Source organism: Candidatus Macondimonas diazotrophica, from assembly GCF_004684205.1.
Classification (GTDB): domain Bacteria; phylum Pseudomonadota; class Gammaproteobacteria; order UBA5335; family UBA5335; genus Macondimonas; species Macondimonas diazotrophica.
This window is the reverse complement of record NZ_SRIO01000007.1, coordinates 112489-138068: the sequence shown is the minus strand read 5'-3', so window position 1 is coordinate 138068 and position 25580 is coordinate 112489. Positions and strand designations below refer to the sequence as shown.

At 61.7% G+C, this 25580-nt stretch carries 21 protein-coding genes; 7 read left to right on the top strand and 14 right to left on the bottom strand.

Going from position 1 to position 25580, the window contains the following annotated elements:
* A partial coding sequence (locus E4680_RS07325) for an AMP-binding protein (protein ID WP_167792425.1) occupies positions 1 to 1518 on the bottom strand: 1518 nt, incomplete at its 3' end.
* Positions 1519 to 1623: 105 nt separating this feature from the next.
* Here E4680_RS07325 and waaC point away from each other — a divergent pair.
* A complete protein-coding gene (gene waaC / locus E4680_RS07320; RefSeq protein WP_135281746.1) occupies positions 1624 to 2658 on the top strand; it encodes a lipopolysaccharide heptosyltransferase I in 1035 nt (344 codons plus the stop codon).
* 10 nt (positions 2659 to 2668) lie between these two features.
* Here the strand turns inward: waaC and E4680_RS07315 are convergent, their stop codons facing one another.
* From E4680_RS07315 to fabD, 10 genes are all read right to left on the bottom strand, one after another.
* Complete coding sequence (locus E4680_RS07315; RefSeq protein ID WP_135281745.1) at positions 2669 to 3022, bottom strand: PilZ domain-containing protein; 354 nt, start codon at positions 3020 to 3022, stop codon at positions 2669 to 2671.
* 12 nt (positions 3023 to 3034) lie between these two features.
* Positions 3035 to 4099 (bottom strand): DNA polymerase III subunit delta', encoded by a 1065-nt coding sequence (gene holB / locus E4680_RS07310; protein ID WP_135281744.1) that lies wholly within the window; start codon positions 4097 to 4099, stop codon positions 3035 to 3037.
* Complete coding sequence (gene tmk / locus E4680_RS07305) at positions 4096 to 4734, bottom strand: dTMP kinase (protein ID WP_135281743.1); 639 nt, start codon at positions 4732 to 4734, stop codon at positions 4096 to 4098. Before tmk ends, holB begins: the two co-directional genes overlap by 4 nt.
* On the bottom strand, positions 4731 to 5789 hold the full coding sequence (gene mltG, locus E4680_RS07300) for an endolytic transglycosylase MltG (protein ID WP_135281742.1): 1059 nt from the start codon (positions 5787 to 5789) through the stop codon (positions 4731 to 4733). Before mltG ends, tmk begins: the two co-directional genes overlap by 4 nt.
* Positions 5786 to 6622 (bottom strand): aminodeoxychorismate lyase, encoded by an 837-nt coding sequence (gene pabC / locus E4680_RS07295; RefSeq protein WP_135281741.1) that lies wholly within the window; start codon positions 6620 to 6622, stop codon positions 5786 to 5788. The genes mltG and pabC overlap by 4 nt, the downstream gene beginning before the upstream one ends.
* Positions 6616 to 7932 (bottom strand): aminodeoxychorismate synthase component I, encoded by a 1317-nt coding sequence (locus E4680_RS07290; RefSeq protein WP_205688805.1) that lies wholly within the window; start codon positions 7930 to 7932, stop codon positions 6616 to 6618. The genes pabC and E4680_RS07290 overlap by 7 nt, the downstream gene beginning before the upstream one ends.
* 34 nt (positions 7933 to 7966) lie before the next feature.
* Complete coding sequence (fabF, locus tag E4680_RS07285) at positions 7967 to 9217, bottom strand: beta-ketoacyl-ACP synthase II (protein ID WP_135281740.1); 1251 nt, start codon at positions 9215 to 9217, stop codon at positions 7967 to 7969.
* Between the two features lie 85 nt (positions 9218 to 9302).
* Positions 9303 to 9542 carry an acyl carrier protein gene (gene acpP / locus E4680_RS07280; protein ID WP_135281739.1) on the bottom strand — a complete coding sequence of 80 codons (240 nt, stop codon included), beginning with the start codon at positions 9540 to 9542 and terminating at the stop codon, positions 9303 to 9305.
* A gap of 95 nt (positions 9543 to 9637) precedes the next feature.
* A complete protein-coding gene (gene fabG, locus E4680_RS07275) occupies positions 9638 to 10378 on the bottom strand; it encodes a 3-oxoacyl-ACP reductase FabG (protein ID WP_135281738.1) in 741 nt (246 codons plus the stop codon).
* 4 nt (positions 10379 to 10382) lie between these two features.
* A complete protein-coding gene (fabD, locus tag E4680_RS07270; RefSeq protein ID WP_135281737.1) occupies positions 10383 to 11321 on the bottom strand; it encodes an ACP S-malonyltransferase in 939 nt (312 codons plus the stop codon).
* Positions 11322 to 11504: 183 nt separating this feature from the next.
* Between fabD and E4680_RS07265 the strand changes: the two genes are divergently transcribed.
* From E4680_RS07265 to acnA, 4 genes are all read left to right on the top strand, one after another.
* Complete coding sequence (locus tag E4680_RS07265; protein ID WP_135281736.1) at positions 11505 to 12017, top strand: NUDIX hydrolase; 513 nt, start codon at positions 11505 to 11507, stop codon at positions 12015 to 12017.
* Positions 12007 to 13128, top strand: coding sequence for a tRNA 2-thiouridine(34) synthase MnmA (mnmA, locus tag E4680_RS07260; RefSeq protein ID WP_135281735.1), 1122 nt, complete (start codon positions 12007 to 12009; stop codon positions 13126 to 13128). Before E4680_RS07265 ends, mnmA begins: the two co-directional genes overlap by 11 nt.
* Positions 13125 to 13769: a lysogenization protein HflD gene (locus tag E4680_RS07255; protein ID WP_135281734.1), complete on the top strand. Its 645-nt coding sequence runs from the start codon at positions 13125 to 13127 to the stop codon at positions 13767 to 13769. The genes mnmA and E4680_RS07255 overlap by 4 nt, the downstream gene beginning before the upstream one ends.
* 214 nt (positions 13770 to 13983) lie before the next feature.
* On the top strand, positions 13984 to 16722 hold the full coding sequence (acnA, locus tag E4680_RS07250) for an aconitate hydratase AcnA (protein WP_135281733.1): 2739 nt from the start codon (positions 13984 to 13986) through the stop codon (positions 16720 to 16722).
* 64 nt (positions 16723 to 16786) lie between these two features.
* On the opposite strand, the gene malQ is transcribed toward acnA, so the two are convergent.
* Genes malQ through glgC form a run of 3 tightly spaced genes read right to left on the bottom strand, consistent with a single transcriptional unit; the run spans position 16787 to position 21196 of the window.
* Positions 16787 to 18250, bottom strand: coding sequence for a 4-alpha-glucanotransferase (gene malQ / locus E4680_RS07245; RefSeq protein ID WP_240696147.1), 1464 nt, complete (start codon positions 18248 to 18250; stop codon positions 16787 to 16789).
* Positions 18247 to 19935 carry a glycoside hydrolase family 57 protein gene (locus E4680_RS07240; RefSeq protein ID WP_135281732.1) on the bottom strand — a complete coding sequence of 563 codons (1689 nt, stop codon included), beginning with the start codon at positions 19933 to 19935 and terminating at the stop codon, positions 18247 to 18249. The genes malQ and E4680_RS07240 overlap by 4 nt, the downstream gene beginning before the upstream one ends.
* Positions 19925 to 21196 carry a glucose-1-phosphate adenylyltransferase gene (glgC, locus tag E4680_RS07235; protein WP_135281731.1) on the bottom strand — a complete coding sequence of 424 codons (1272 nt, stop codon included), beginning with the start codon at positions 21194 to 21196 and terminating at the stop codon, positions 19925 to 19927. Before glgC ends, E4680_RS07240 begins: the two co-directional genes overlap by 11 nt.
* Positions 21197 to 21500: 304 nt before the next feature.
* On the opposite strand from glgC, the gene glgB reads away from it, so the two are divergent.
* Complete coding sequence (gene glgB / locus E4680_RS07230; RefSeq protein WP_135281730.1) at positions 21501 to 23699, top strand: 1,4-alpha-glucan branching protein GlgB; 2199 nt, start codon at positions 21501 to 21503, stop codon at positions 23697 to 23699.
* A gap of 35 nt (positions 23700 to 23734) precedes the next feature.
* Complete coding sequence (gene glgA, locus E4680_RS07225) at positions 23735 to 25195, top strand: glycogen synthase GlgA (RefSeq protein ID WP_135281758.1); 1461 nt, start codon at positions 23735 to 23737, stop codon at positions 25193 to 25195.
* Positions 25196 to 25580: the final 385 nt, after the last annotated feature.

The following is a 25580-nucleotide window of genomic DNA, read 5'->3' as shown; positions in this document are numbered from 1 at the left end:
GTTCAGCTTGATCGCATGCTCGATCTCGTTCGGGAACAGATTCACACCCCCCGAAATAATCATCTCCTTCACCCGCGAGGTCAGATACAGAAAACCGTCCTCGTCCAGATAACCAATCAGACCGTCGTCATACCAGAGTTCGCCATCAATCGGAATGAAGCACTCGTCGGTCTTGGCCTTCTGGCCGACGTATTCGAGCCCACTGGTCAGTGCCGAACGCACCAGCACCTTGCCTTCCTGGCCGGGCTGCGCCCAGCGCTGCGTCTCCGGATCGTAGATCCGGCACTGAGCCGCACGCACCTTGCCGACGCTCTCATAGCGCTTGGGATTCGCCTGGTAGTCTTCGGGTACCAGAACCGTGATGAGGCCGGTTTCCGACGCCCCGTAGTACTCATGGAACACATCGTTCCGGGCGCCCTGGCGACGAAACAGGGCGTTGATTCCCTGTTTTACCTTGGGCGGACAGGGCGCAGCGGCACAGACGATGGTCCGCATGCTGGCGAGGTTGTACTTGTGTTTGACCTCATCGGGCAGGGCCAATACGCGCTCGAGCATGGTCGGCGCCACGAAGGTCCAGTTGATGCGCTCGTCCTGGATGGCCTTGAGAAAGCCCTCGGCCGTGAACTTGTGCATCGGCACCACCGTGCCACCAAAGAAAAATGGCAACACGCCGATCTGCACCCCGGCGTGGTAGAGCGGTCCGGGGATCAGCGAGCGCGCATTACCAGTAATGGCATCATGACACTCACCCAGCCCGTACCAGTCGAATGCGCTGGCTTGCATCAGCGTGAGACGGGTGATCTGCTCGCGACTCACCCCGCGGCGCGCCGTATCCGATTCGCCGAACATCACCTCCTGATTCAGGTTGATGTACTTCGGCGTTCCGGTCGTACCGCCGCTGTAGGGCTTGGACGACATCGAAAAATGTCCTGGCGGCAAGCGGGGCGCCGAACGTTGGATCAGCTCCTCAAAAGAATCGAAGCCTTCGAGACGCTCGGATCCCGTCAGGAGCACGCGCTCGACTCCGGGGATCTGATCGCGTACCTTCGCCACCATCTCGGCGAAACTGGAGTCCACCACCAGAACCTTGGCATTGGCGCGCTGAATGCAGTCGACCAGCTCCTGCGGCCGCAAGTGCCAGTTCAACATCGGCATCGCCATTCCGGTCAATGCACAAGCCAGATTCAGTTCAAACCAGTGCGAACAGTTGTAGAGCAATTCGGCGCATGCGTCTCCTTCACGCAAACCGAGCTGATGCAGGCCATCGGCCAAACGCAAGACACGGTCCTTGAACTGCGTGAATGTGATGCGGCGATCCCCGTCGACGATGGCCTCGCGCTGACCCAACGTATCCCAAAGCGAAAGAAAAAACTGGCGCGGCAGTTCAGTGCGGTTCAGGCGGCTCCGGATCGCCGCCTTGGCGCCCGCCCGAGCAAGCGTGCCATAGCCGATCTGATGCGTAATGGCGCGCAGGGCACGCCGGCTGGGATCCTCACGCAATAAAGCCAGGGTCGACATCGTCATCCTCCATGATGGTCTATTACATTCTTGCGCCATAAACCGTAGCATTTCCTTGCTCATATCAGTGTCTCAACATACCAAACGGTTGGCAAGGCGGGTCCTGTGCGTCTATTGATCGTGAAACTTTCCTCGCTCGGTGACGTGGTCCATACCCTGCCGGCGCTCACCGATGCGGCGCGAGCGCTGCCGGGGTTGCGCGCCGACTGGGCGGTGGAATCCGGCTTTTCGGCGATTCCAGCCCGCCACCCGGCCGTCGATCGTGTCATCCCAATTTCGTTGCGAAAACTCCGGACCGACCCTTTGACGCGGCGCAGCTGGCTCGATTTGTGGAACAGTCATCGAGCGCTACGCGCCCAATCCTACGATCTGATCCTGGATGCTCAAGGACTCTACAAAAGCGCAATTGTCAGCAGCTTGTGCCGCGGGCCGACTGCAGGGCTGTCGCGCATGTCGGCACGTGAACCCTTGGCGTCGCTGGCTTATCGCCATTGCATTGAGGTTCCGCGCCCCCTGCACGCTGTCGAGCGGGTTCGCCGGCTGTTTGCTGGGGCTTTGGGCTATTCCTACCCGTTCATGCCACCGGATTACGGCCTGCAGCGCCACGGCCAGGGGGATGCGCGTCGCCTGATCTTCCTGCATGGGACCACCTGGCAGAGTAAGCATTACCCCACCGAATCCTGGAAAATCCTGATCGCCTTGGCAGAAAAGCATGGCTACCGGGTGGCGCTACCCTGGGGAAATGATGCAGAAAAGGCACGCGCCGAAATACTGGCGCAGGCCGGTACACGCAGCGAGGTGCTGCCGGCAAGCACGCTTGATGGGCTCATGGAAATCCTGTCCCTGGCAGCCGGCGTGATCAGCGTTGACAGCGGTCTGGGCCACCTTGCCTGCGCCTTGGGTCGACCGGTGGTTGGGCTGTACGGCGCCACTGACAGTAGTCGCACGGGGCTTTACGGGGGGATGGGACAGAATCTGCAGGCCAATCTGCCGTGCTCCCCCTGCTTGAAGCGCGAGTGCCCCCAATTAGCCAAAGACGACCCCTCACCGACGCCGATCTGTTACCAGCGTCTCGAACCCGCTTTCGTCTGGTCCCGGCTGCAAAGGCAGATGAACCGCCGAATCGCAAGCGTGTATTGAGCAGCACCCATCACAAGGTCAGCGTGGGCTGATCCTTGTTCAGCGCACCGGCTAGGTATACCTCGATGCGTTTCTGGGTGGCACCCTCATCCTTCGCACTGAATTGCACACCGATCCCGGCGCGCCGCCGGTTCTGCGCGCCGGCGGGTGTGATCCACGCGACTTTCCCGGCCACGGCGATCCGTTCGCTATCGTCCATCAGGGTCAAGAGGAGCAGAACCTCGTCCCCAATTCGATACGGCTTGATGGTGGGATAGAACAGCCCCCCGTTTCGCAAGAACGGCATGTAGGCTTCATACAAGGCCGCCTTGTCCTTGATGGCGATATTGAGAATGCCCCCCGGAGAGGTCGATGTGTCAGCCATTGTTTGCATCCCTCAGATGGTCTGGCTGGCGGGCTCTTGATGTCTGAAATCCCGCAATCCCGTTGCCAACGGTACCAGCAGGCTCTCCAATAAGCCCAAGCGATTGGCAACACCGTGGGACAACCAGAGTCGGACCCGCCGGACATAGGTGGTATACGCCAGTACATCTTCGATATCGGCACGTGTGACGACATTCTGGATCCGGCTCGAAGCACCGTCGAGCAATACTGGAAAACGGTTCGGAGCCAGGATGCGAAGCCGTGCCCACTCCTCCCCCAGCCGGGCCATCCACAGACCAACCAATTCCAGCGGCTCTTCCTTTGCCCATCGGTTGGCGACCATCAGTGGATCGGTTGCCCCCACCAGAATTCCGGTGACCTCTCCCGCCAAGCAATCGAGCCGCTGCGTCACGTCCCCGTTCAAAAACTCCCGGATCTGAAGTGGCGCCCCACCTGAAAGGACGCGCAATCGCTGCATCGAGACCTCATCATCGGCGCACGGACCCAGCCAAGCCCGGACCTGATCCTCCGCGGGTATGGAAAAGTCCAGCCGCTGGCAGCGACTGAGCAGCGTGGGCATTATGGCCAGCGGCCGATCACTGACGAGCATCAGAACAACCCCTGCCCCGGGTTCTTCCAGCGTCTTCAATAAACTGTTGGCCGACTGGGGAGTCATGGCTTCGGCCGGGCGAATCACGGCAACCCGGAAGCGTCCCTGATGGGCGGTGTGGGCCAACGCTGTACACAACTCGCGGATCGCTTCGATGGAAATCTGCGTCTTGCCCGGCTGCGGTTCCAACAGATTGAAGTCGGGGTGAGAGCCGGCGCGCTGCAACAAACAACCCGCACAACGGCCGCACGGCAGGTGTTCGGCGTCCGGCTCAAGACACAACAGGCTGGCGGCAAGCCGCTGCGCGAAAGCACGCTTGCCCACCCCGGATGGGCCCGCCAGCAGATAGGCATGGGCCAGGCGGTCCTGCCGGCGTGCCTCCGCGAGCCGCTGCCAATGCCGCATCTGCCAGGGAAAAGGCGCCAACACTTCAGCCACCGGTGCCGCATCGAGCCGGCTGCTGTTCATGGTCGGCACGGATCGATCAGATCGCCCAGCGCCTCGACCAACAGGCGTTGCACGGCTTCGACCGAGCCACTCGCGTCGATCAACCGATAACCCGGCTGGCGAGCCCGCGCGAGATAAACGTCCCGAACCCGCTCGAAAAACCCATCATCCTCCTCTTCAATCCGGTCCACCGCCGCGCCGCGCCGCGCCGCGACCCGTCCCCGTCCGATCGCGACGGGTGCATCGAGCAGCAGAACGCGGTCAGGGTTGATGTGCCCCTGGATTCTTCGTTCCAGATCGGCGATCCATGCAGAATCGATCCCACGCCCTCCGCCTTGATAGGCATAGGTCGCATCGGTAAAACGGTCACAGATCACCCAGGCGCCTCGCACCAGCGCCGGTTCGATCACCTCCCGCAAGTGGCTGGCACGCGCAGCGAACAGCAGCAAGAGCTCACTCTCCGCTGGCATCCCGCCGCAACTCAGAAACAGCCCGCGAATCCCTTCGGCCAAGGGGGTGCCGCCCGGCTCCCGGGTCTGAACGACCTCGATACCGCGTGCGCGCAGCCATTCGCTGATAAACGGCAGATGCGTGCTCTTTCCGACACCTTCGGCCCCTTCAAGAGTGATGAAACGACCTCGTGCGGTCGGCATCATGGCGCATCTCCCCGACACAATCGACGTTGATAGCAATTGACGGCCCGGTTGTGTTCTTCGAGCGTCTCGGAAAACACATGCGTCCCGTCGCCGCGAGAGACGAAGAAGACCGCCCGTCCAGGCGCCGGATGTGCTGCAGCCTCCAGCGCGGCGCGGCCGACCAGGGCAATGGGGCCGGGCGGGAGTCCGCTGATCCGGTAGGTATTGTAGGGGTGATCCTGACGCAGGTGGGCCCGTGTGAGATTGCCATCGAAGTCGGCACCCAAGGCAAAAATCACGGTGGGATCCGTCTGCAGCGGCATCCCCAAACGCAGCCGTCGGATGAAGACCCCAGCAATCTGGGGTCGCTCCGAGCTCACGGCAGTTTCCTTCTCGATCAAAGAGGCCAGCGTCAGCAGCGCCTCAGGCGATTCCAGAGGCAAGTCGGCATCACGGGTGCGCCAGACCGACGCGAGTTCTTTTCGCAAACGACGATGGGCCTGCTCAAGCACGATCCAATCGGGGGTGCCTCGCGCGAACAAATACGTATCCGGGAAGAACTGGCCCTCCGGGGAGTGCCCAGGTCTGTCAAGCCTCGCCATCACGGATTCACCGCGCCAGTCATCGATGGTCTGTTCAAGCTCAGGATGGCCTTGGATGGCTTGCCGAACCTGCCGGAATGTCCATCCTTCCACCAGCGTGAGTCGGTGCAGACGGATGTCCCCATTGACCAATTGATCCAGCAATTTCTGTGGAGTCAGGCCGGGCATCAGCCGATACTCGCCGGCGCGGATTCGCCGCGTCTTTCCCTCCAGAACGGCCAACAGCATGAACGGCCATCGCCTGCCGAGCACCCCCTGCACCTCGAGTTCATGTGCAATGGCGGCAAATCCCTCGCCGGATGAAATCTCGATGGTCCGGGCGGTGACGACGCCCGGCAGCGGGGTGTGCTGATAATGCGCCATCAATCCCCATCCGGCGCCAATCGCCAACAGGCCAGCCGGGACCCACAGCGCCCCCAACAAAGCGAACCGCCGCAGCCATCCGACCGGCGGGCGAGACGGCGAACCGGTCATCTCGCATCCTCTGGTACAGGCCAGGGAAAACCGAACTCGCGCTGCAGGGCCCTGGTGACCGGCCCGGGCCTGAACATTCGGGACTCCAGTTGCCGGATGGGACGGATCCCCCGCACCGCGTTGCACACAAAGAGTTCATCGGCCCGATAACAATCCATCACCGATAGTGCTGTCTCCTCGACCGTCCACCCCAGCCGATGAGCAATCGCCATGATCCGCGCGCGCATGGTTCCGGCAATCCCACACTGCGTCAGGTTAGGCGTCGCCAACACCGCATCTTTGATCACAAACAGATTGCTCATGGTCCCGCCGATCACACGGCCCTCTGGATCCCGCATCAAGCCCTCGGCAATGCCGGCGTCGGTCCATTCGGCCCGTGCGCGAACTTGAGGGAGCCGGTTCAGATGCTTGATGCCGGCCAGATCCGGATCGGAGAACCAGAGTTGCCGGCACCATTTCACCCGAATGCCGCTTTCATAGTCATCCCGTAGCCACGCTGGTGCCGGCATGAGACTGACGATACGGCGCCAGGCAAATGGATCGGGGCGGGCATAACCGCGCGCCGTCCCGCCAACCGTCAGAATGATCTTGAGCACGGCCGGATCGGGTCCAATGGCACACAACCCGGCCCGATCCGCATTCAATCCGTCGATCGGCGGCGGCGGCAAACCCAAGGCCGAGCATCCCCGTGCCAGACGGTCCATGTGCAACGCCCAGCCCAAAGCCTGCCCGGATGCCACGAGTATGGTTTCGAAGAGGCCGTCCCCATAGCTCAATCCGCGGTCGGTAACCGGCACCGCATCCTGAGGGCGACCGTTTACCCAGCTCAGCATACCTCTGGCTCCAACGCCCGCAAGAGTCCTTCGGCCTTGACCCGTGTCTCCGCCAGTTCGCGCGCGGGATCGGAATCGGCAACGATTCCGCCGCCCGCCCGCAGGCTGATGCGGCGCCCCTTCAGCACGGCCGTGCGGATCAGGATATTGAAATCCATGCGACCATCCCGGCTGATATAGCCGATCGAACCCGTGTAAGGCCCGCGCGCCACACCTTCCAGTTCGGCAATGATTTCCATGCACCGTACTTTGGGGCAACCCGTGATGGTTCCACCGGGAAACAGTGCGCTCAACAGGGCCGCGACCCCGACCTCGGGACGCACCATCCCTTCAACTGCAGAAACGATGTGGTGCACATGAGCATAGGTTTCCACCTGCAGCCGCTCCACCACACGCACACTTCCAGGCTGACAGATCCGCCCCAGATCATTGCGTTCCAGATCCACCAGCATGACGTGCTCGGCACGCTCCTTGGGGTGAACGACCAGTTCCTCGGCCAACGCCCGATCTTCAGCCGGATCCTGCGCGCGTCGCCGGGTCCCGGCAATCGGACGCGTCTGAATCCAGGCGCCCGCACGCTGAAGCAACCGCTCCGGCGAACTGGACAATACAGCGCACTCGCCCCAACGCATCAACGCCGCGTAAGGTGCTGGGTTGCATTGTCGCAGCCGCGCGTACAGTGCCTCGGGCACAACGGGTGCGGAAAACTCGCCCTCCCAGAGACGGGACAAATTGGCCTGGAAAATATCGCCTTCTTGAATATAACGCTGGGCCCGTGCGATCGCCTCGAAGTGAAGCGACGGATCCGCTTCTTGGATGTGGCAGGCCGGGAGAACGGCTGCAGCCCGCGCGGGAGTATTGACCAAATCAGCCAGCAGGCGATCCACGTCACCGGACCGCTCGGCCACAGCCCATGTCTCACCCAGCACGTGGTCATGAATCAGTGCAGCAGGACAACGCCAGGCCAGTGCCATCGGGAGGCCATCATCGGCCGATCGGGGCAGCATCAGGCGCGGCTCGATCGCCCCAGCCAGTTCGTACCCCAGATAGACGACCCAACCCCCTTGGAATGGCAAGCCCGGTCGCTCGGCAAGCATCGGCTCGGCGCGGCAGGCGGCATCCAACTCCGCAAGAAAGCCTTCACCCCGCCCGTCCGCTTCCAGAACAACCTCGGGGAATGCCGGCAGGATATCGTAACGCCCCGTCAGGGGGTGAGAAGCGGCGCTTTCCAACAACACGGGATAATGGTCTGGAAAACGCGCCTGCAAAGCCAAAAGGTCAGGGCGGGTGGAGAGCCGCTGGTGATGAATCAATGACACCCCAGTCACCCGGAAACGCCCGGGTTTAGTCAACCCGTCTGAAAATCAGAGAGCCGTTCGTACCGCCGAACCCGAATGAGTTTGACAGCACCATCTCGAGCCGGGCTTCGCGGGCCTGATGCGGCACGAAGTCCAGGTCACACGCCGGATCCGGGTCATCGAGATTGATGGTCGGCGGGATGATCTGATCGCGCAGCGCAAGAATGGAGAACGCGGCCTCCACCGCACCCGCCGCACCGAGCATATGTCCGGTCATCGACTTGGTCGAACTCACCGCCACGGTTCGGGCATGTGGGCCGAATGCACGTTTGATGGCTTCGGTTTCTGCCACATCACCTGCTGGAGTCGAGGTGCCATGCGCGTTGATATAGCCAATAGCCTCGGGCGCAACTTTCGCGTCGCGCAGCGCATTGACCATGCACCGTGCGGCGCCCTCGCCGCCTTCGCTGGGCTGGGTAATGTGATGCGCATCGGCGCTCATACCGAAACCGATCAGCTCCGCATAGATCGTTGCACCACGGGCCTGCGCGCTTTCATACGCTTCGAGAACCAGCACACCGGCTCCGTCGCCCATGACGAACCCGTCACGATCCTTGTCGAACGGACGACTCGCCCGCATCGGCTCATCGTTACGCGCCGACAAGGCACGCGCGGCACAGAATCCGCCCAATGAGATCGGTGTCGCCGACATTTCCGCACCACCTGCGAGCATGATGTCGGCATCTCCGGCCTGAATCAGGCGCGCCGCCAAACCGATGTTGTGCGCGCCACTGGTGCAAGCAGTCACCACGGCGAGATTGGGACCTTTCAAGCCATGCATGATGGAGAGGTTTCCGGACACCATGTTGATGATGCTGGATGGAACGAAGAACGGCGAAATCTTTCGCGGCGAGTACTCGCTTTCCAAGAACGCGAGATGGTTTTTCTCGATCCCCTCGATTCCGCCAATCCCGGATCCGATAGACACCCCAATGCGCTCAGCATTGTCGGGCGTTACTTCCAGGCGGGCGTCCTGAATCGCCTCCTGCGCCGCTGCTATACCGTACTGGATGAACGTATCCATACGGCGGGCATCCTTGCTCGACATGTAACGCGTTGGATCGAAGTCTCGGACCTGCCCCCCAATCCGGGTCGGAAATTTGGAAAGGTCGAAGTCAACATCCAATGGCCCGATGCCACTCGTCCCGGTCACAATGGCCGACCAAGTCGACGCGGTATCCAACCCCAGCGGGGTCACCATACCCAGGCCAGTCACAACAACGCGGCGCTTATCCATGCGGAACCCGTCTCCATTAGTTCGCAAAAAACCGTCACCGGACGGGTGACGGCTTTTTGCGGGCTGCGAAAGGATGGGATCAGGATCAATCGGCCAGATGGGCCTTGATATAATCGATGGCTTGTCCCACAGTCGTCAGCTTCTCCGCTTCCTCGTCGGGGATCTCGCATTCGAACTCTTCTTCCAGGGCCATCACCAGCTCAACGGTGTCCAGCGAGTCGGCGCCGAGATCATCAACGAAGTGGGCTTCAGCGCTCACTTCCTCTTCCTTGACCCCCAGCTGTTCAACGATGATCTTCTTGACCCGTTCTTCAATGCTGCTCATTTTCCTTGAATCCTCTCGATTTGCCCGCGGATACCGGCGTGCGGGCGCCATTGTAATGAAAGGCAATGGATCTGTCACCGCCATCGGCAAGACGGTCAGATCATGTACAAACCACCATTAACGTGAAGCGTCTCGCCAGTAATGTAACCGGCGGCATCGGATGCCAGGAAAGCAACGGCCTGCGCCACTTCCTGTGCAGACCCGAGTCGTCCGAGGGCGACCTGGGAAAGAATTGCCGAGCGCTGCGCTTCATTGAGCGCGTCGGTCATGTCGGTTGCGATGAATCCAGGAGCCACCACATTGACGGTGACCCCCCGCGAGCCGACCTCGCGCGCCAGCGACTTCGAAAACCCGATGATTCCGGCCTTTGCAGCGGCATAGTTGCTCTGGCCGGCATTACCCATTACGCCCACCACCGACGCGATGCTGACGATGCGCCCCCAGCGGGCCTTCATCATCGGACGCAAACAGGCCTGGGACAGGCGGTAGACCGAAGTCAGATTGGTGGCAATGATGTCATCCCACTCCGCATCCTTCATTCGCATCAACAGATTGTCGCGGGTAATCCCGGCATTGTTGACCAGGACTGCCGGCTCTCCGGCCTCGCTCTTGAGTGAATCCATCAGCGCCTGAACCGAATCGGGATCGGTCACATTCAACACCCGGCCCGACCCCCTGCCGCAATGCTGCTGGAGATCCGCCTCGATCCGTGCTGCCCCTTCGCTGCTGGTCGCGGTCCCGACGACATGCAGACCGCTCGCGCCGAGTTCGCGCGCAATGGCCTGACCAATCCCCCGGGACGCCCCGGTCACCAATGCGATACGTGTCTCGCTCATCCGTTCACATCTCCAACGCCGCGTTCAGCGCCTTGGCAAGCGACTCCGGATCGAACACCGGCAGGAAATTGGCATCCCGCTCAATGCGTTTTCCGAGGCCGCTCAAGACCTTTCCAGGGCCGGGCTCGATCACCAACGCCAGGCCATCGGCAGTCATCGCCCGGATCACATCGACCCAGCGCACGGGCCGATGGAGCTGCTGCACCAAGGCCGTTCGAATCGCCTGCGGATCCGTACGCGGACGCGCATCCACATTATGGATCACGGGCACCTTCGGCGCCCGGATCTCGATTTTGTCCAACTCGCTGGCGAGATGTCCGGCGGCAGGCTCCATCAGCGCGCAGTGAGACGGCACACTGACCGGAAGAATCATTGCCTTCTTGGCCCGCCGTGCCTGAGCGGCAGCAATTGCCCGCTCCACGGCCGCACGATGACCGGCAATCACCACCTGACCCGGCGAGTTGAAATTCACTGGTTCCACGACCTGGCCATCGGCCGCCTCGGCGCAGGCCGCAGCGACCTGGGCATCGTCCAGACCCAGAATCGCTGCCATGGCGCCCTCGCCAACAGCGACGGCCTCCTGCATCAGCTCGCCGCGCCGTGCCACGATACGGACGGCATCGTCGAATGCCATCGCCTCGGCACAAACCAGCGCCGTGTATTCACCCAGGCTGTGCCCGGCCATCACCCGTGCAGCCGGACCGTTCTCGCTGCGCCAGACGCGCCACGCTGCCACGCCAGCCGTCAGCAGCGCGGGCTGGGTGATCGCCGTTTGATTGAGCTTTTCATCCGGGCCATTCTGCACCAGCGCCCACAGATCGTACCCAAGAAGGCCGCTGGCCTCGTCGAAACACGACCGCACCTCGGTAAATTCCTCCGCCAGTGCAGCCAGCATCCCTACCGACTGGGATCCCTGTCCCGGAAAAATCACACCGATCGACATGCTGTATTTCCGTCCTGTATGTACTCATTGCCGATCCCGAAACCGACGTTTCGGGCCATTCGGCGCGCATCCTACCATGGGGCGCGAAAGCGGCAACACCCACGGCACTTCGGATTCTTCCGCATTAAACGGGCGTGGATGGGGAGCGATGGCGCGCCTGGTTTTGCTGGTAAACTTGCCGGCATGAGCCAACCGGAACGCGACTCGCCCGAAGTTTGGAAACCCCATGTCACCGTCGCCGCCATCGTGCCGCACGAGGGGCGGTTTCTGATCGTCGAGGAAACAGGACGCGAAGACGCCGTATTCAATCAGCCAGCCGGGCATCTCGAACCGGGCGAGAGTCTGATCGATGCCGTCGTCCGGGAAACCCTGGAAGAAACCGGCTACCGATTCCAGCCTCATGGCATCGTCGCACTTTACCTGTGGCGTCCCGATGCGGCCAGCGACCGAACGATCCTGCGCGTGAATTTCTGGGGCGAGGCCTTGGACCAGGTACACGAAGCGCCGCTGGATGCCGATATCATCGCGACCCACTGGCTCAGCAAGGATGAACTGCGCGCCCGGCACGCGCGCCTGCGTAGCCCGTTGGTACTTCGCGCTGTCACCGATTTCGAGCAAGGACTCCACCTGCCACTCGATGCAGTGTTCGATCTGATCGGCGATCCGCCCGTCGAAGAGGCCGTGCCTGGTGCCTGAGCGTCCCCTGGTCATTGTCGGCCTGTCGGGTGGGGTCGACAGCTCGGTTGCCGCCCTGCGGCTGCTGGAGGCGGGTTATCACGTCGAGGGACTCTTCATGTTCAACTGGGAGGATCCGCAAAGTGATTGCGACGCCGCCCGGGACTACCAGGACGCCCGCAGCGTCTGTGAAGAACTGGATATTCCCCTCCACCGGGTCAGCTTCGCAGCCGAGTACCGCGCGCAAGTGTTTCAGTATTTTCTTGATGAATATGCAGCCGGGCGCACCCCCAACCCCGACATCCTGTGCAATCGCGAAATCAAGTTTCGACATTTTCTGCATCATGCCCGCAGACTCGGCGCCGACTGGATCGCCACCGGACACTACGCCCGGGTAATGCACACCGCGACGGGTGCACGGCTGCTGACTGCTGCGGATCGGGACAAGGATCAGACCTATTTCCTCCATGCGATCGACCCCGAAGCATTGGCGTGTACCCTGTTTCCGCTGGGAGAGCTGACCAAGCCCGAAGTGCGTCGCATCGCTGAGGATGCCGGCTTTCGAACCGCCCGCAAAAAGGACAGCACCGGCATCTGCTTCATCGGTGAGCGTGACTTCAATGCGTTTCTGACCCGCTACCTCCCCACCCAACCCGGCATCATGGTCGATCCCGATGGCCGTGAGCTCGGCACGCATCAGGGGTTGATGTTCTATACCCTGGGTCAACGCAAGGGGCTCGGCCTGGGGGGCAGCCGGACCGGCACCGATTCACCGTGGTATGTGCTGGACAAGGACCTTGCCTGCAACCGGCTCATCGTGGGCCAGAATCGGGATCACCCACGCCTGCTCTCCACGACACTGTGGACCGAACGCCCACACTGGCTTGTGCCCGATCCAACGCCGGAACGGTTGAACCTGCAAGCCAAGGTGCGCTACCGCCAGAAGGCGCAAGGCTGCCGAATCCGGCCCGAGAACGGTGGCCTGCGTGTCGACTTCGATCACCCTCAATGGGCCGTCACACCCGGCCAATCCGTGGTCTTCTATGCCCAGGAACAGTGCCTGGGCGGTGCGGTGATCCGTGACCGGCGCTCCCTGGATCACGCAGTTCCCCTGATGGAATCTGATGCATGAACGCAACTTCAACCGATCGTTTGCTGGCCTTGGCCGGCGTTTTCCAGGCCGTGGCCCTCGTCGACCAGCTCGCACATCGCGGTCGCAGCGGCGTCGATGAGACTGCATTGAAAGCCAGCATCGGCAGCCTTTATGAAACCGATCCCGCGAATGTCGCCGCCGTGTACGGCGGCATGGACGGCGTTCGACTGGGGCTCAAATCGCTGATCGAGCATCTGGGACGACGCGGTATGGACCCCCAACACCCAATTGCCTACTACGTCGCCTGCAGCATGTTTCTGGAAGGACGGATCCACCGCAGCAATACACTGGTGCAGCGCCTGACCGACGGGATTTCCACTGCGATTGCCAAAGCCCCGATGTTCGGCACCGACGGCGAACGCACGCTTGCCCACCTGGCCGAGGTTTATCAGCAAACCGCCGGGGAGGCGGGACCGCGCATCGTGGTGCGCGGCGCACCTGAGCAAATCAAGATCGCGGGCGCTGCCGATCTGATTCGCACCCTGTTGCTGGCTGCCATCCGCTCGGCCTGGTTATGGCGTCAATGTGGGGGGCGGCGGCTGACGTTGTTGTTACAAAGCCGCCGCTTGCGCCAAGAGGCTGGAGAACTGCTCGTCCGCCTGAATCGCGATCATTCCTGATCCATGGAGCGCTCTGAAGCATTTCGCTATAATCCGCCCCACTCAAGGTGCTGACCTCGGGTTGACGGTGGTTTCCAGCCTTCCGATCCCCAAGCCGCGCCGAATCCCTGCCCATGCCGCCGCATCCGCGCGCCCGAAGGACGCCCCGCACGGCATTCAGGCGCATTGGACTCTTGTCCGGCAGTATGCCGCCAACCTTTTGGGAGAATCAGTGATGACCGACAGCTATAATGCACGCTCCAGCTTGCAGGTGGGAGATCGTCGCTACGACATCTACCGCCTTGACGCCGTACCCGGCGACAAACTGGCCAAGCTGCCCTATTCCCTGAAAATCCTCCTTGAAAACCTGCTTCGCACCGAGGACGGTGTCAATATCACCCGCGCCGATATCGATGCGCTCCTGAACTGGAATCCCAAGGCCGAGCCAGACACCGAAATCGCCTTCACGCCGGCGCGTGTGGTGTTGCAGGATTTCACCGGCGTGCCCTGCGTGGTCGATCTGGCCGCCATGCGCGATGCCATGAAAGCCCTGGGCGGCGACCCCAACAAGATCAATCCGCTCTCCCCAGCTGAACTGGTCATCGACCACTCGGTGATGGTCGACGAATTCGGCCGCCCTGATGCTGCCGAGCTCAATGCCAAGATCGAGTTCGAGCGTAACCAGGAACGCTATCGCTTTCTGCGCTGGGGCCAGACTGCGCTGTCCAATTTTCGCGTGGTGCCGCCGGACACCGGCATCGTGCACCAGGTCAACCTCGAGTATCTCGCCCGCGTGGTCTTTACCCGAGAGGAAAACGGCCAGGCCGTCGCCTACCCGGACACCGTGGTCGGCACCGACTCGCACACCACCATGATCAATGGCGTCGGCGTACTGGGCTGGGGCGTGGGGGGCATCGAGGCCGAAGCGGCCATGCTCGGCCAGCCGATTTCCATGTTGATTCCGCAGGTCGTCGGCTTCCGACTGACCGGCAAGCTGGCCGAAGGCGCCACCGCGACCGATCTGGTCCTCACCATTACCCAGATGCTGCGCAAAAAGGGTGTGGTCGGCAAGTTTGTCGAATTCTTCGGCCCCGGGCTGGAACACCTGCCATTGGCCGATCGGGCCACCATCGCCAATATGGCCCCTGAATACGGCGCCACCTGCGGCATCTTCCCGATCGACCAGGAAACGCTGAACTACCTCAACCTGTCTGGCCGCAGCGCCGAGCAGGTCGCGCTGGTGGAAGCCTATGCCAAGGCGCAGGGTCTGTGGCGGGACCCGACCGTTGAAGCCGCGTACAGCGACGTCCTGGAACTGGACATGTCCACAGTCGTCCCCAGTCTGGCTGGCCCCAAGCGTCCCCAGGATCGGGTCACCCTGGCCGACATGAAGTCCGCTTACCAGAACGCACTCGAGCCGCTCGTCGAAACGCGTAACGCCAAGAATGGCGCCACCGCCAATTTCGAGGGCGAAGGCGGCAGCACGGCTATTGGCGCACCAGCCACCCAACAGGTCCCAGGTGAAGCCGCGGTTTCCTATAAATCGAACGAATTCATGCTCAAAGATGGCGCCGTGGTGATTGCCGCCATCACCTCCTGCACCAACACCTCCAACCCCGCGGTGTTGATGGCCGCCGGCCTCCTGGCCCGCAACGCCGTCGCCAAGGGACTCAACGTGCAGCCCTGGGTAAAGACCTCGCTGGCGCCCGGGTCGCTGGTGGTCACCTCATACCTGCAGAAAGCCGGCCTTCTGGGCGACCTCGAAGCACTCGGTTTCAACGTCGTCGGTTACGGCTGCACCACCTGCATCGGCAATTCCGGCCCCCTGCCCGAACCCATCGGCAAGGCAATCCAGGAGCATGATCTGGTGGCCTGTTCAGTCCTGTCGGGGAACCGCAACTTCGAAGGTCGCGTGCATCCCGATGTACGCATGAACTTCCTGGCGTCCCCGCCCCTGGTGGTGGCCTACGCCATCGCCGGCAGCGTGAACGTGGACCTCTACAAGGAACCGCTCGGCAAGGGCAAGGACGGTCAAGACGTTTTCCTGAAGGACATCTGGCCCAGCAATGGCGATGTCGCTGCCGCAATCGCTGCTCATGTGGACTCGGCGATGTTCCAGTCGTCCTACGCCAGTGTATTCAAGGGCGACAGCCGCTGGAACAGCCTCGAGGTGCCGCAGGGCGATCTCTACGGCTGGAGCGCCGATTCGACCTATGTGCAGAATCCGCCCTACTTCCAGGGCATGACCATGTCCACACGAACCATCGAGGACGTGAAGGCGGCTCGCGCCCTGGCGGTCCTGGGCGACTCCATTACGACCGACCACATCTCCCCGGCCGGTTCGATCAAGGCAAACAGCCCAGCGGGCCACTATCTGGTCAACCATGGCGTTGAGCCCAAGGACTTCAACTCCTATGGTTCACGCCGCGGTAATCACGAAGTGATGATGCGCGGAACGTTCGCCAACATCCGCCTGCGCAACAAGCTGGTGCCTGGCGTCGAAGGCGGCATGACCCGCTATCTGCCCACCGACGAGCCGATGTCGATCTACGATGCCGCCATGAAATACCAGGCCGACGGGACGCCGCTGGTCATCCTGGCCGGCAAGGAGTATGGCACCGGTTCGTCGCGTGACTGGGCGGCCAAGGGCACCATGCTGCTGGGCGTCAAGGCCGTGATCGCCGAGAGCTTCGAGCGCATTCATCGCTCCAATCTCGTGGGCATGGGCGTGCTGCCACTGCAGTTCGTCGAAGGCGAGAATGCCGAGAGCCTGGGGCTGAGCGGTGAGGAAACCTTCGAAATCCTGGGCGTCAGCAAGGGTGCGCGCGAAGTCACCGTCGAGGCCAAAGCCGCCGACGGCGCAACGCGCCGCTTCACCGCGCGGCTGCGCATCGATACGCCCAAGGAGTGGGACTACTACGAGCACGGCGGCATTCTCCAGTACGTGCTGCGCTCGCTGGCCAAGGCTGCCTGAAGCCCCATCGGGCCTCAGGCATTCCAAGCCTGTTCGCGACACCGTCGCGGACAGGCTTTTTTATTCAGTCCGCAGCCAGACGCCCATAGCGAATCAAATCCGGGCGCCAGCGGCGCTGCCAATCGCCGAACAGGGCATCCTCGTCCACCCGCCAGCTCCAATTCGCCGTCACGGTCCCTGGCGTGTTCATGCGCGCCTCGTCGTCCAGGCCCAGCAAATCCTGTAATGCGAGGATGGTCAGGCACGCAACGCTGGCCAGCGCCATGCGAATCAGGCCTTCGGGCATCGAGGCGCTTTCGCAACCGAGATAGCCCCGGATGTCGGCCTGGCGGGACTCTGGCAATGCCCGCCACCAGCCGGTCAGCGTGGGATTGTCGTGAGTGCCCGGATAGGCGACCGTCATGGGCTCGAAGTTGTGGGGCAGGTAGGGATTTTCGGCATCGCTGTCGAAGGCGAATTGCAGCACACGCATTCCGGGCATATGCGCTGCCAGGCGCAAGGCGTCCACTTCCGGTGTGATCAGACCTAGGTCTTCCGCCACCAGGGCCTGTGGCCCCAACGTGGTCTCTATGGCATGAAACAGCGCCAGACCGGGTCCCGGTTCCCACGCCCCTTCCACCGCATTGGGCGCGCCCGCCGGGACCGCCCAGGCTGCTTCGAAGCCTCGGAAATGATCGATGCGGATCAGGTCGAACCACTCCCGCTGACGGCGAATCCGGTCGATCCACCAGCGATAACCACGCGCTGCCAGCACATCCCAGCGATAGTGCGGCATGTTCCACAACTGTCCCTCGGCCGAGAAGTAATCCGGTGGCACACCCGCCACACGGGTCATCTGCCCCGCTTCGTCCAGATGGAACAACTCGCGATGCGCCCAAACGTCGGCACTGTCATGCGCGACGAAAATGGGCAGATCGCCGAACAGCAAGATCCCTTTTTCTCCAGCCCGCTCATGGATCGACTTCCACTGCCGGTCGAAGTAGAACTGGGCCACACGGGTCCGTTCGATCGGCCGACTGTGCGCCAGACGGGCCTCATCGAGTTGCTCGGGATGACGATCACGCAGCGGGACCGGCCAGGCGTGCCATGGCGTCCCCTGCTCGGCTTTGATCGCCTGATACAAGGCGAAGTCATCGAGCCAATAGGCCTGCGTGGCGCAAAACGTCTCGAACTGCCATCGCAGGTCACCGTCTGCCATGACCGAGCCGACGACAGCGTCCCACTGATCGGCGGTCAAGTCCGCCGCCGCTTCGCCCTGCCAGTCCGGCAGGCCGGTCGGATCGATCAGGCGCTCGTGGCCGGCAAAGACCGAACAGGATTGGTAGGGACTACCCAGACTGTCGGGCGGGCATAAAGGCAAGGTTTGCCACAAGCGAAAACCGGATGCCGCCAGAACATCGACCCACTGGTGGGCGATGGATCCGAGCCTGCCGATGGGACCGGGGCCGGGGAATGAGGAAGGATGCAGCAGGATGCCCGCCCGCCGCTCGCTGAAGAACGGATGAGTTGAGCTGGATTGGTCAATCATGTGCCTCCCCGCATGGTTGATCCGCTACCGTCTGCCAACCCTTGCGCGAAGGGTCGGGTCAAATCGTCGGGAACCGCCTCGCCCAGAATCTGATAGAGCGCCGCAAGGTGGAGGCGGAACAGCCGCTCGAACTGGGCGACATTGCTGGCCGAATTGTCCCCGCCAAGCCACCAGAACCAGTCCGACGCCTCACAGTGCCCCAACTGGCGCCTTGCCGCCTCTGCCTCGGTCGGCGTCAACCGGCCCTCGCTCATGACGCGATCAAAAGCTCCTTTTGCCTCGACCAACATGTCCCAGGCGCGGTTTTTGTCTCGATCCCCGATCCAAATGGAAAAATCACCATATACCCAGCTCCCGGGAACGAGGCGGTCCAGTGGTGCAATCGTCTCCGCGTGCATACTGTCCAGCAAACGGCTGAAGGTCGTGAGCCGCAAGCGCGGATGCGCGGCCAGGCGCCGATACAGTGCCGAGAGGAAATAGTACGCATTGGCCGGATAATACTCCCAGGCATTCTCGCCATCGAGAATGATGGAGACCACGCGCCCCGACGGCGAGTCCTCGTCCGCCAGGCGTTCCAACTCGTGGATCAGATTGGCAACGGCATCGTCGCCATGCCAGTTGCGATACCGAAACCCAATGCGGTCGGAAAGATCATCGTCCCGAAAAAAGCACACCGGGCCATCAGTCAATTGATATGGCTGATGCAGCTGACGGGACGATGGATGATCGGTGTGCAAGGAATGGCGCAGAACACCCTGGCCGGTCGCGATCCAGCGAAAGCCGTTTTCATGCAGCAATGCCGCCGTCCGCGGACAGACGCCGCCTTCGGCAGGCCAGGCGCCGACGGGGTCAATACCGAAATGGCGATGGAACACGGCTTTGGCTTCACGAATTTGCCACTGCGCACGCGCCTCACCGCCGGGATAAGCCGGCGACAGCGGAAGCGGTGCCTGCGGACGGGTCTGCTGGGCGGCTTTGAAGTCGAGCAAGAGCGGCAAGATGGGATGACTGTACGGGGTCACCGACAATTCGATCCGTCCTGACTCGGCCAGTCGGCGGTAGCGAGGAATGATCGATGCCATGAGCTCTGCCATGAGTCCGATCAGCAACAGTCGATCGGCCATGCTGTAGTGGCCGCCCTGCTCGATCAGCCGCTGTGCCCGGGGATCCGTGCGGCGAACCGTTTCGCCCAGCCATGCCAAGTGGTACCAGACCAGAAGATCCGTCAGGAACTGATCCGACAGATAGCCGAGGGCGGCAGGGTGCTGATCGAGCACCCAATCGGCCAACCGAGCCAAGCGTCGATACGGCGTGAATCGTTCGATCACCTGCGTCCGATCAATGCGCAGAGCCGCTTGAATCAGCACCAACCGCTGACGTGGCTCCACCGGAAGCACCGGCCCCGCCAGCGCGGCAAGCAAGGGGTCGCGCAAGCCATCACGGCCGACTGCCGCAAGCTGCAACTGTTCGGTGTAGTCGGCGATCTGTTCAAGGAGCGTCGGCGTGAAATTGACCACGGCCTGCGCGTGCGGCTCGGCTTCCAGATGCGCCACCATGTCGACGTAATCCTTGATCCCGTGAAGATAGGTCCACGGTGCTTCATAGTGACGCTGAATTGGATCCTGGTAGCTGGGTTGATGCATGTGCCAATAGAGTACGACCGGCAGTGGTGCCCTATCGGACATAAGGCAGCTCCTGATGCAGCATTTCCGGCGTCACCAGGACCACGCCGCCGTCGGTGACATGAAAACGCCGCGCATCCTCGGCCGGATCTTCACCGATGACGGTTCCCGGAGGGAGATGGCAGCCGGTCTCGATCACCGCGCGCTGCACCAGACAATCGGGGCCGATCACGGCGCGCGGCAGCACCACGGTATCCTTGATCAACGTGCGCTCCGCGACCAGCACATTGGAAAAGAGCAGTGAGTGACGCACCACGGCGCCCGAGACGATGCAGCCGCCCGAGAGCATGGAATCGATGGCGATGCCGCGACGATCCTCATCATCGAAGACGAATTTGGCGGGCGGCGCCTGCTCTTGATAGGTCCAAATCGGCCAGGTGTCGTCGTACAGATCGAGCTCCGGCGTGACGCCGATCAGCTCCATGTTCGCGGCCCAGTAGCTGTCGATCGTGCCGACATCGCGCCAGTACGCCTGCTTGCTCTGGGCGTTGTCGCGGAACGGAAAGGCGAAAACCCGATGGCCCTCACGTACGCCATGCGGCAGGATATCCTTGCCGAAGTCATGCGCCGAATCCGGATTCGCGCCGTCCTCGGCGAGCATGCGCAGCAGGTAGTCGGTATTGAAGACATAGATGCCCATGGAGGCCAGCGCGTGATCCGGATCGCCTGGAATCGCAGGTGGATCAAGCGGCTTCTCCACAAAGCTCTTCACCTGACCCTCAGCCGTGACATCCATCACCCCGAACGCTTGTGCCTCCATCCGCGGTACTTCCAGACAGGCAACCGTGACGTCGGCTTCACAACTGACGTGAAACCCCAGCATGGTGCCGTAGTCCATTTTGTAGACATGGTCTCCACCGAGCACGAGAACATAGCGCGGTCGATGGGTGCGAATGATTTCGATGTTCTGATACACCGCGTCGGCAGTGCCCTTGTACCAGGCTTCGCCGTGACGCTGCTGGGCGGGCAGGATCTCGATGAATTCACCGAACTCCCCGCGCAAAAAGCCCCACCCCTGCTGCAGGTGCCGGATGAGGGAATGCGCCATGTATTGCGTGACCACCCCGACACGGCGAATCCCCGAATTGATGCAATTGGACAGCGGAAAATCAATGATTCGAAACTTGCCGCCAAAGGGAACTGCGGGCTTGGCCCGATGACTGGTGAGTTCGCCAAGGCGACTGCCTCGACCGCCAGCCAGAATCAATGCCAAAGTGTCCTTGGTCACGATACTGATAAAGCGCTGGGAGGGTTCGATCTGCATGAGTTCTCCACAGGTAGAGGATGCGGTTGCCGATGCACCCCAAGTTTTACATCGGCTGACATCAGCGGTTTTGCTTTACATCATGACAAAGTTTCCTGACTGGAGTTCGACTTCCACGAATCGTGTGAGCACAAAGGTTTCGGCGCGGGGGTAGTTATCCGCTATCCTGCCGGCATCTGTATCACACGATTGTGTGTTCAGCAGATACCATGCCAGAAATTTCTGCTGGCCGATCCGGCAACCGCCATCCGGCCTTTGATGGCATTCTTGTCGCCTATCTCCGTTGGCACTCATTGGAGTCGGTATGCCCACGCGCGCATTGAACCCGTTGAATTCCATTCTTGCCGAAGACCTGCGCCTGCTGCTGGAACAGCGCCACCACAACCCAGGGGCGATCCTGGGTCGACATCTGGACGGCGCTCAGTGCACGGTCCGCATCCGTATCCCGGGAGCCCGGGCCGCCTGGCTGTTGCCAAGCAAGGACCCGATGACACGCTGGGACGACACTGATCTGTTTTTCTGGAAGGGTCCGACCGAGCATCTGCCTGTCCACTACACCTACCAGTGGGAAGACGAAAGCGGTGCCGTGCAGGAACGCACGGATGCCTATACGTTTCCGCTCCTGCTGTCGGATGAAGCCCTCGGGCAGTTCCATCATGGCAAACACCTGCATGTCTGGCAGATGCTGGGCGCCCATATCCAGACGATCGATGGCATCCGGGGTACGCTGTTCGCCGTGTGGGCGCCCAATGCCGAGCGCGTCAGCGTGGTCGGCGACTTCAATGACTGGGACGGCCGCATCCATCCCATGCATAATCGCGGTTACACCGGGGTTTGGGAGCTGTTCATTCCGGAAGTGTCCGAAGGCTGTCTGTACAAGTTCGAGATCCGCAGCCGTCCGCACAGCACGCTGTTGGTCAAGACGGATCCCTACGGCCGAGCTTTCGAAATGCGGCCCGGAACTGCGGCCCGGGTTTGCGGGTCCAGTATGTATCGATGGCGTGACAGCGACTGGATGAGCCAGCGCGACGGCTGGCAGCACAAGCCTATTTCTATCTATGAAGTGCATCTTGGATCGTGGCGTCGGCACGCGGACGGGCGCTTTCTGGATTACCGCGAGCTGGCCGACGAATTGATCCCCTACGTGCAGCAGCTGGGTTTTACCCACATCGAACTGCTGCCCATCACCGAGCATCCACTGGATGCCTCCTGGGGCTACCAGACGACCGGCTTTTTCGCACCCACCAGCCGGCATGGCGATCCGGATGGATTACGGGAATTTGTGGACCGGTGCCACCAGGCGGGAATCGGCGTGTATCTGGATTGGGTTCCGGGCCACTTTCCCCGGGATGGTTTCGGCTTGGCCCGCTTCGATGGCAGCGCGCTCTACGAACACGAAGACTGGCGCCGCGGCGAACATCGGGAATGGGGAACACTCGTGTTCAACTATGCGCGCAACGAAGTGCGCGGCTTCCTGATTTCCAGTGCACTGTACTGGCTCGAAGAGTTCCATATCGACGGCCTGCGCGTCGATGCCGTGGCCTCCATGCTTTATCTGGATTATTCACGTGGACCCGGGGAATGGCTGCCCAATCGCCATGGGGGCAACGAACATCTGGAAGCAGTCGACTTTCTTCGCGAGCTGAATACCGTTACCCACCGCGAGGCACCGGGCTCGGTCACGATTGCGGAGGAATCCACTGCCTGGCCGCAGGTCACGCGCCCCACCTATGTGGGCGGACTGGGGTTCTCCATGAAATGGAACATGGGCTGGATGCATGACACCTTGCGCTACATGAGCAAGGACCCGATCTATCGCCATTACGAACACCAGGATCTGACCTTCGGCCTGCTCTACGCCTTCAGCGAAAATTTTGTCCTGCCCTTTTCCCATGATGAAGTCGTGCATGGCAAAGGCTCGATGTGGCAGAAGATGCCCGGAGATGAATGGCAAAAGATGGCCAATCTGCGCCTGCTCTACACTTACATGCTGACCTACCCGGGAAAGAAGCTGCTGTTCATGGGCAGCGAGATGGCTCAGCCTTGGGAATGGCGCCATGACGAATCCCTGCCATGGGATCAGCAGGCCGATCCGCGCCGCCAGGGCCTCATGCGCCTGCTCGGTGATCTGAACCGGCTCTACCGTGAGTGGCCCGCCTTGCATGGACAGGACTTTGCCGCGGACGGATTTTCCTGGATTGATTGTCACGACGCGGCACAATCAGTGATCGCTTATCGGCGCATGTGTGGCCCCGACGAAGTCGTCGTCGTGCTCAACTTCACGCCGATTCCGCGGGCCGGCTACCGTGTCGGCGTCCCGCGTGCCGGATGGTATCGGGAGGTCTTGAACTCGGACGCCGAAATCTATGGGGGCAGCAACCGAGGCAATGCGGGCGGCGTCGCCAGCGATGCCCTGCCCTGGATGGATCATCCCCATTCACTGTCAGTGACCCTTCCGCCGCTGGGTGGCATCATCCTGCGCCACACTGGATCGGCGTCATGAGCGGCGCCAAGCGACCGGTCCGGGCTGTGCGGGCACTGAAGGTTCTGTTCGTCGCCAGCGAGATGGCTCCGCTCATCAAGACCGGGGGACTTGCGGATGTGGCCGGTGGGCTACCGGCTGCCTTGGCGGCGCTGGGTGTGGATGTCCGGGTCTTGATCCCTGCCTATCACGACCTTGCCAGCCCTCGAAAGTCCTGGAAACCGGAATCCCGTTTCTCACCGCCGCCAGGCATGGCCGACTGCCAGCTGCACATCTTGCCCGCCAAGGTCCTCGGTGTGCCGGTTTGGTTACTGGACAGCCCCGGCTTCAGCGACCGGCCCGGCAACCCCTATCTGGATGAGGGGGGACGCGACTGGCCCGACAACGCGCAACGCTTCAACCGGCTTTGCCGCGTCGCAGCGCGCCTCGCCGCCGGCCGAGCTGGTCTGTCCTGGAAACCTGACCTCGTCCACGCCAATGACTGGCAGACGGGCTTGATCCCCGTATGGATGTTGCTCGAACGTGTGGCGCAGCCGGTGCTGTTCACCATTCACAATCTGCAATATCGCGGCGATTTCCCGCCCGGGATCCTGAATGAACTGGGTTTGCCGTTCTGGCTCCATCATGCCGATGCACTCGAATTCTACGGCCAGACGAGCCTGATCAAGGGAGGGCTGGTCTTTGCCGATGCGCTGAGCACCGTCAGCCCCACCTACGCCGAGGAAATCCAGACCCCAGCCTTGGGCGAAGGGCTTGATGGACTGCTCCGGCACCGCCGGGCCGTCCTGCATGGGGTGCTCAATGGCATCGATACCGCGCTCTGGGATCCTGTCGGCGATCCACACCTCCCCGCGCACTACGATGCCGACGATCTGACCGGAAAAGCCGCGATCAAACGCGCCCTTCAAGCCGAAATGGGCCTGACGGTTCAGGCTGATATCCCTCTGTTGGGATTCATCGCCAGGCTGGTTCCGCAAAAGGGAATCGATCTGATTCTGGACATCCTGCCCGAACTCGTTCGCTTGCCCGTCCAGCTGGCATTTCTGGGATCCGGGATGCCTGAACTGGAAGCACGCCTTCAACAGGCGTGCGCGCAACTGCCGGGATATGTCGCCTGCCGAATCGGTTTCGATGAAAGGCTGGCCCATCGCATCGAGGCCGGCTGCGACCTGTTCCTCATGCCATCGCGCTTCGAACCATGCGGCCTGAATCAGCTCTACAGTCTGCGATACGGCACGCCGCCCATCGTCCACCGTTGCGGGGGACTGGCGGACAGCGTCATAGACACCACACCTGCGACGCTCGCCGCAGGAACCGCCACCGGATTCCAGTTCGCTCCGGCCACGGCGTCTTCGCTGCTCGATACCGTGCGGCGCGCCCTGAATTATTACAAGCAAAAGGACCAATGGCACAAACTGGTGCACGCCGCCATGGCACAGGATTTTAGCTGGACCAACAGTGCCCGCCTCTACCACACCATCTATCAGCAATTACTGCGGCGTGGCTCATCGAATTGACACCGAGACGGACGAAGTTGAGTGACGCGCTTATTGGCCTGAATTATGCAGTTTTGTGACAACAAAAGAAGACGCTTTCAGCCGCTTGGGCATTCCCATAGAGTTGATGAGCCGATGACATTTGCTGATCCGCGCAAGTGAACTTTAAAGCGCTGTATCGATCTCAAGGACACACGTGCCATTCGTCAACATTTCTTGCATGACCATTGGCCGTTTTCCTTTTAAAGATTTTCAAAGCCTTGCCGCTATAGCCCCAACCCCGCAGTCAGGAGACATGCAATGAGACAGGACTCCCAATTCGGCCGGCTCTATCAGGAACGTGTTATCGAATTGCATGGCGGGCGGGATTTTTCCGACCGGCGATGGGAGGTATGGGGTATTCAGC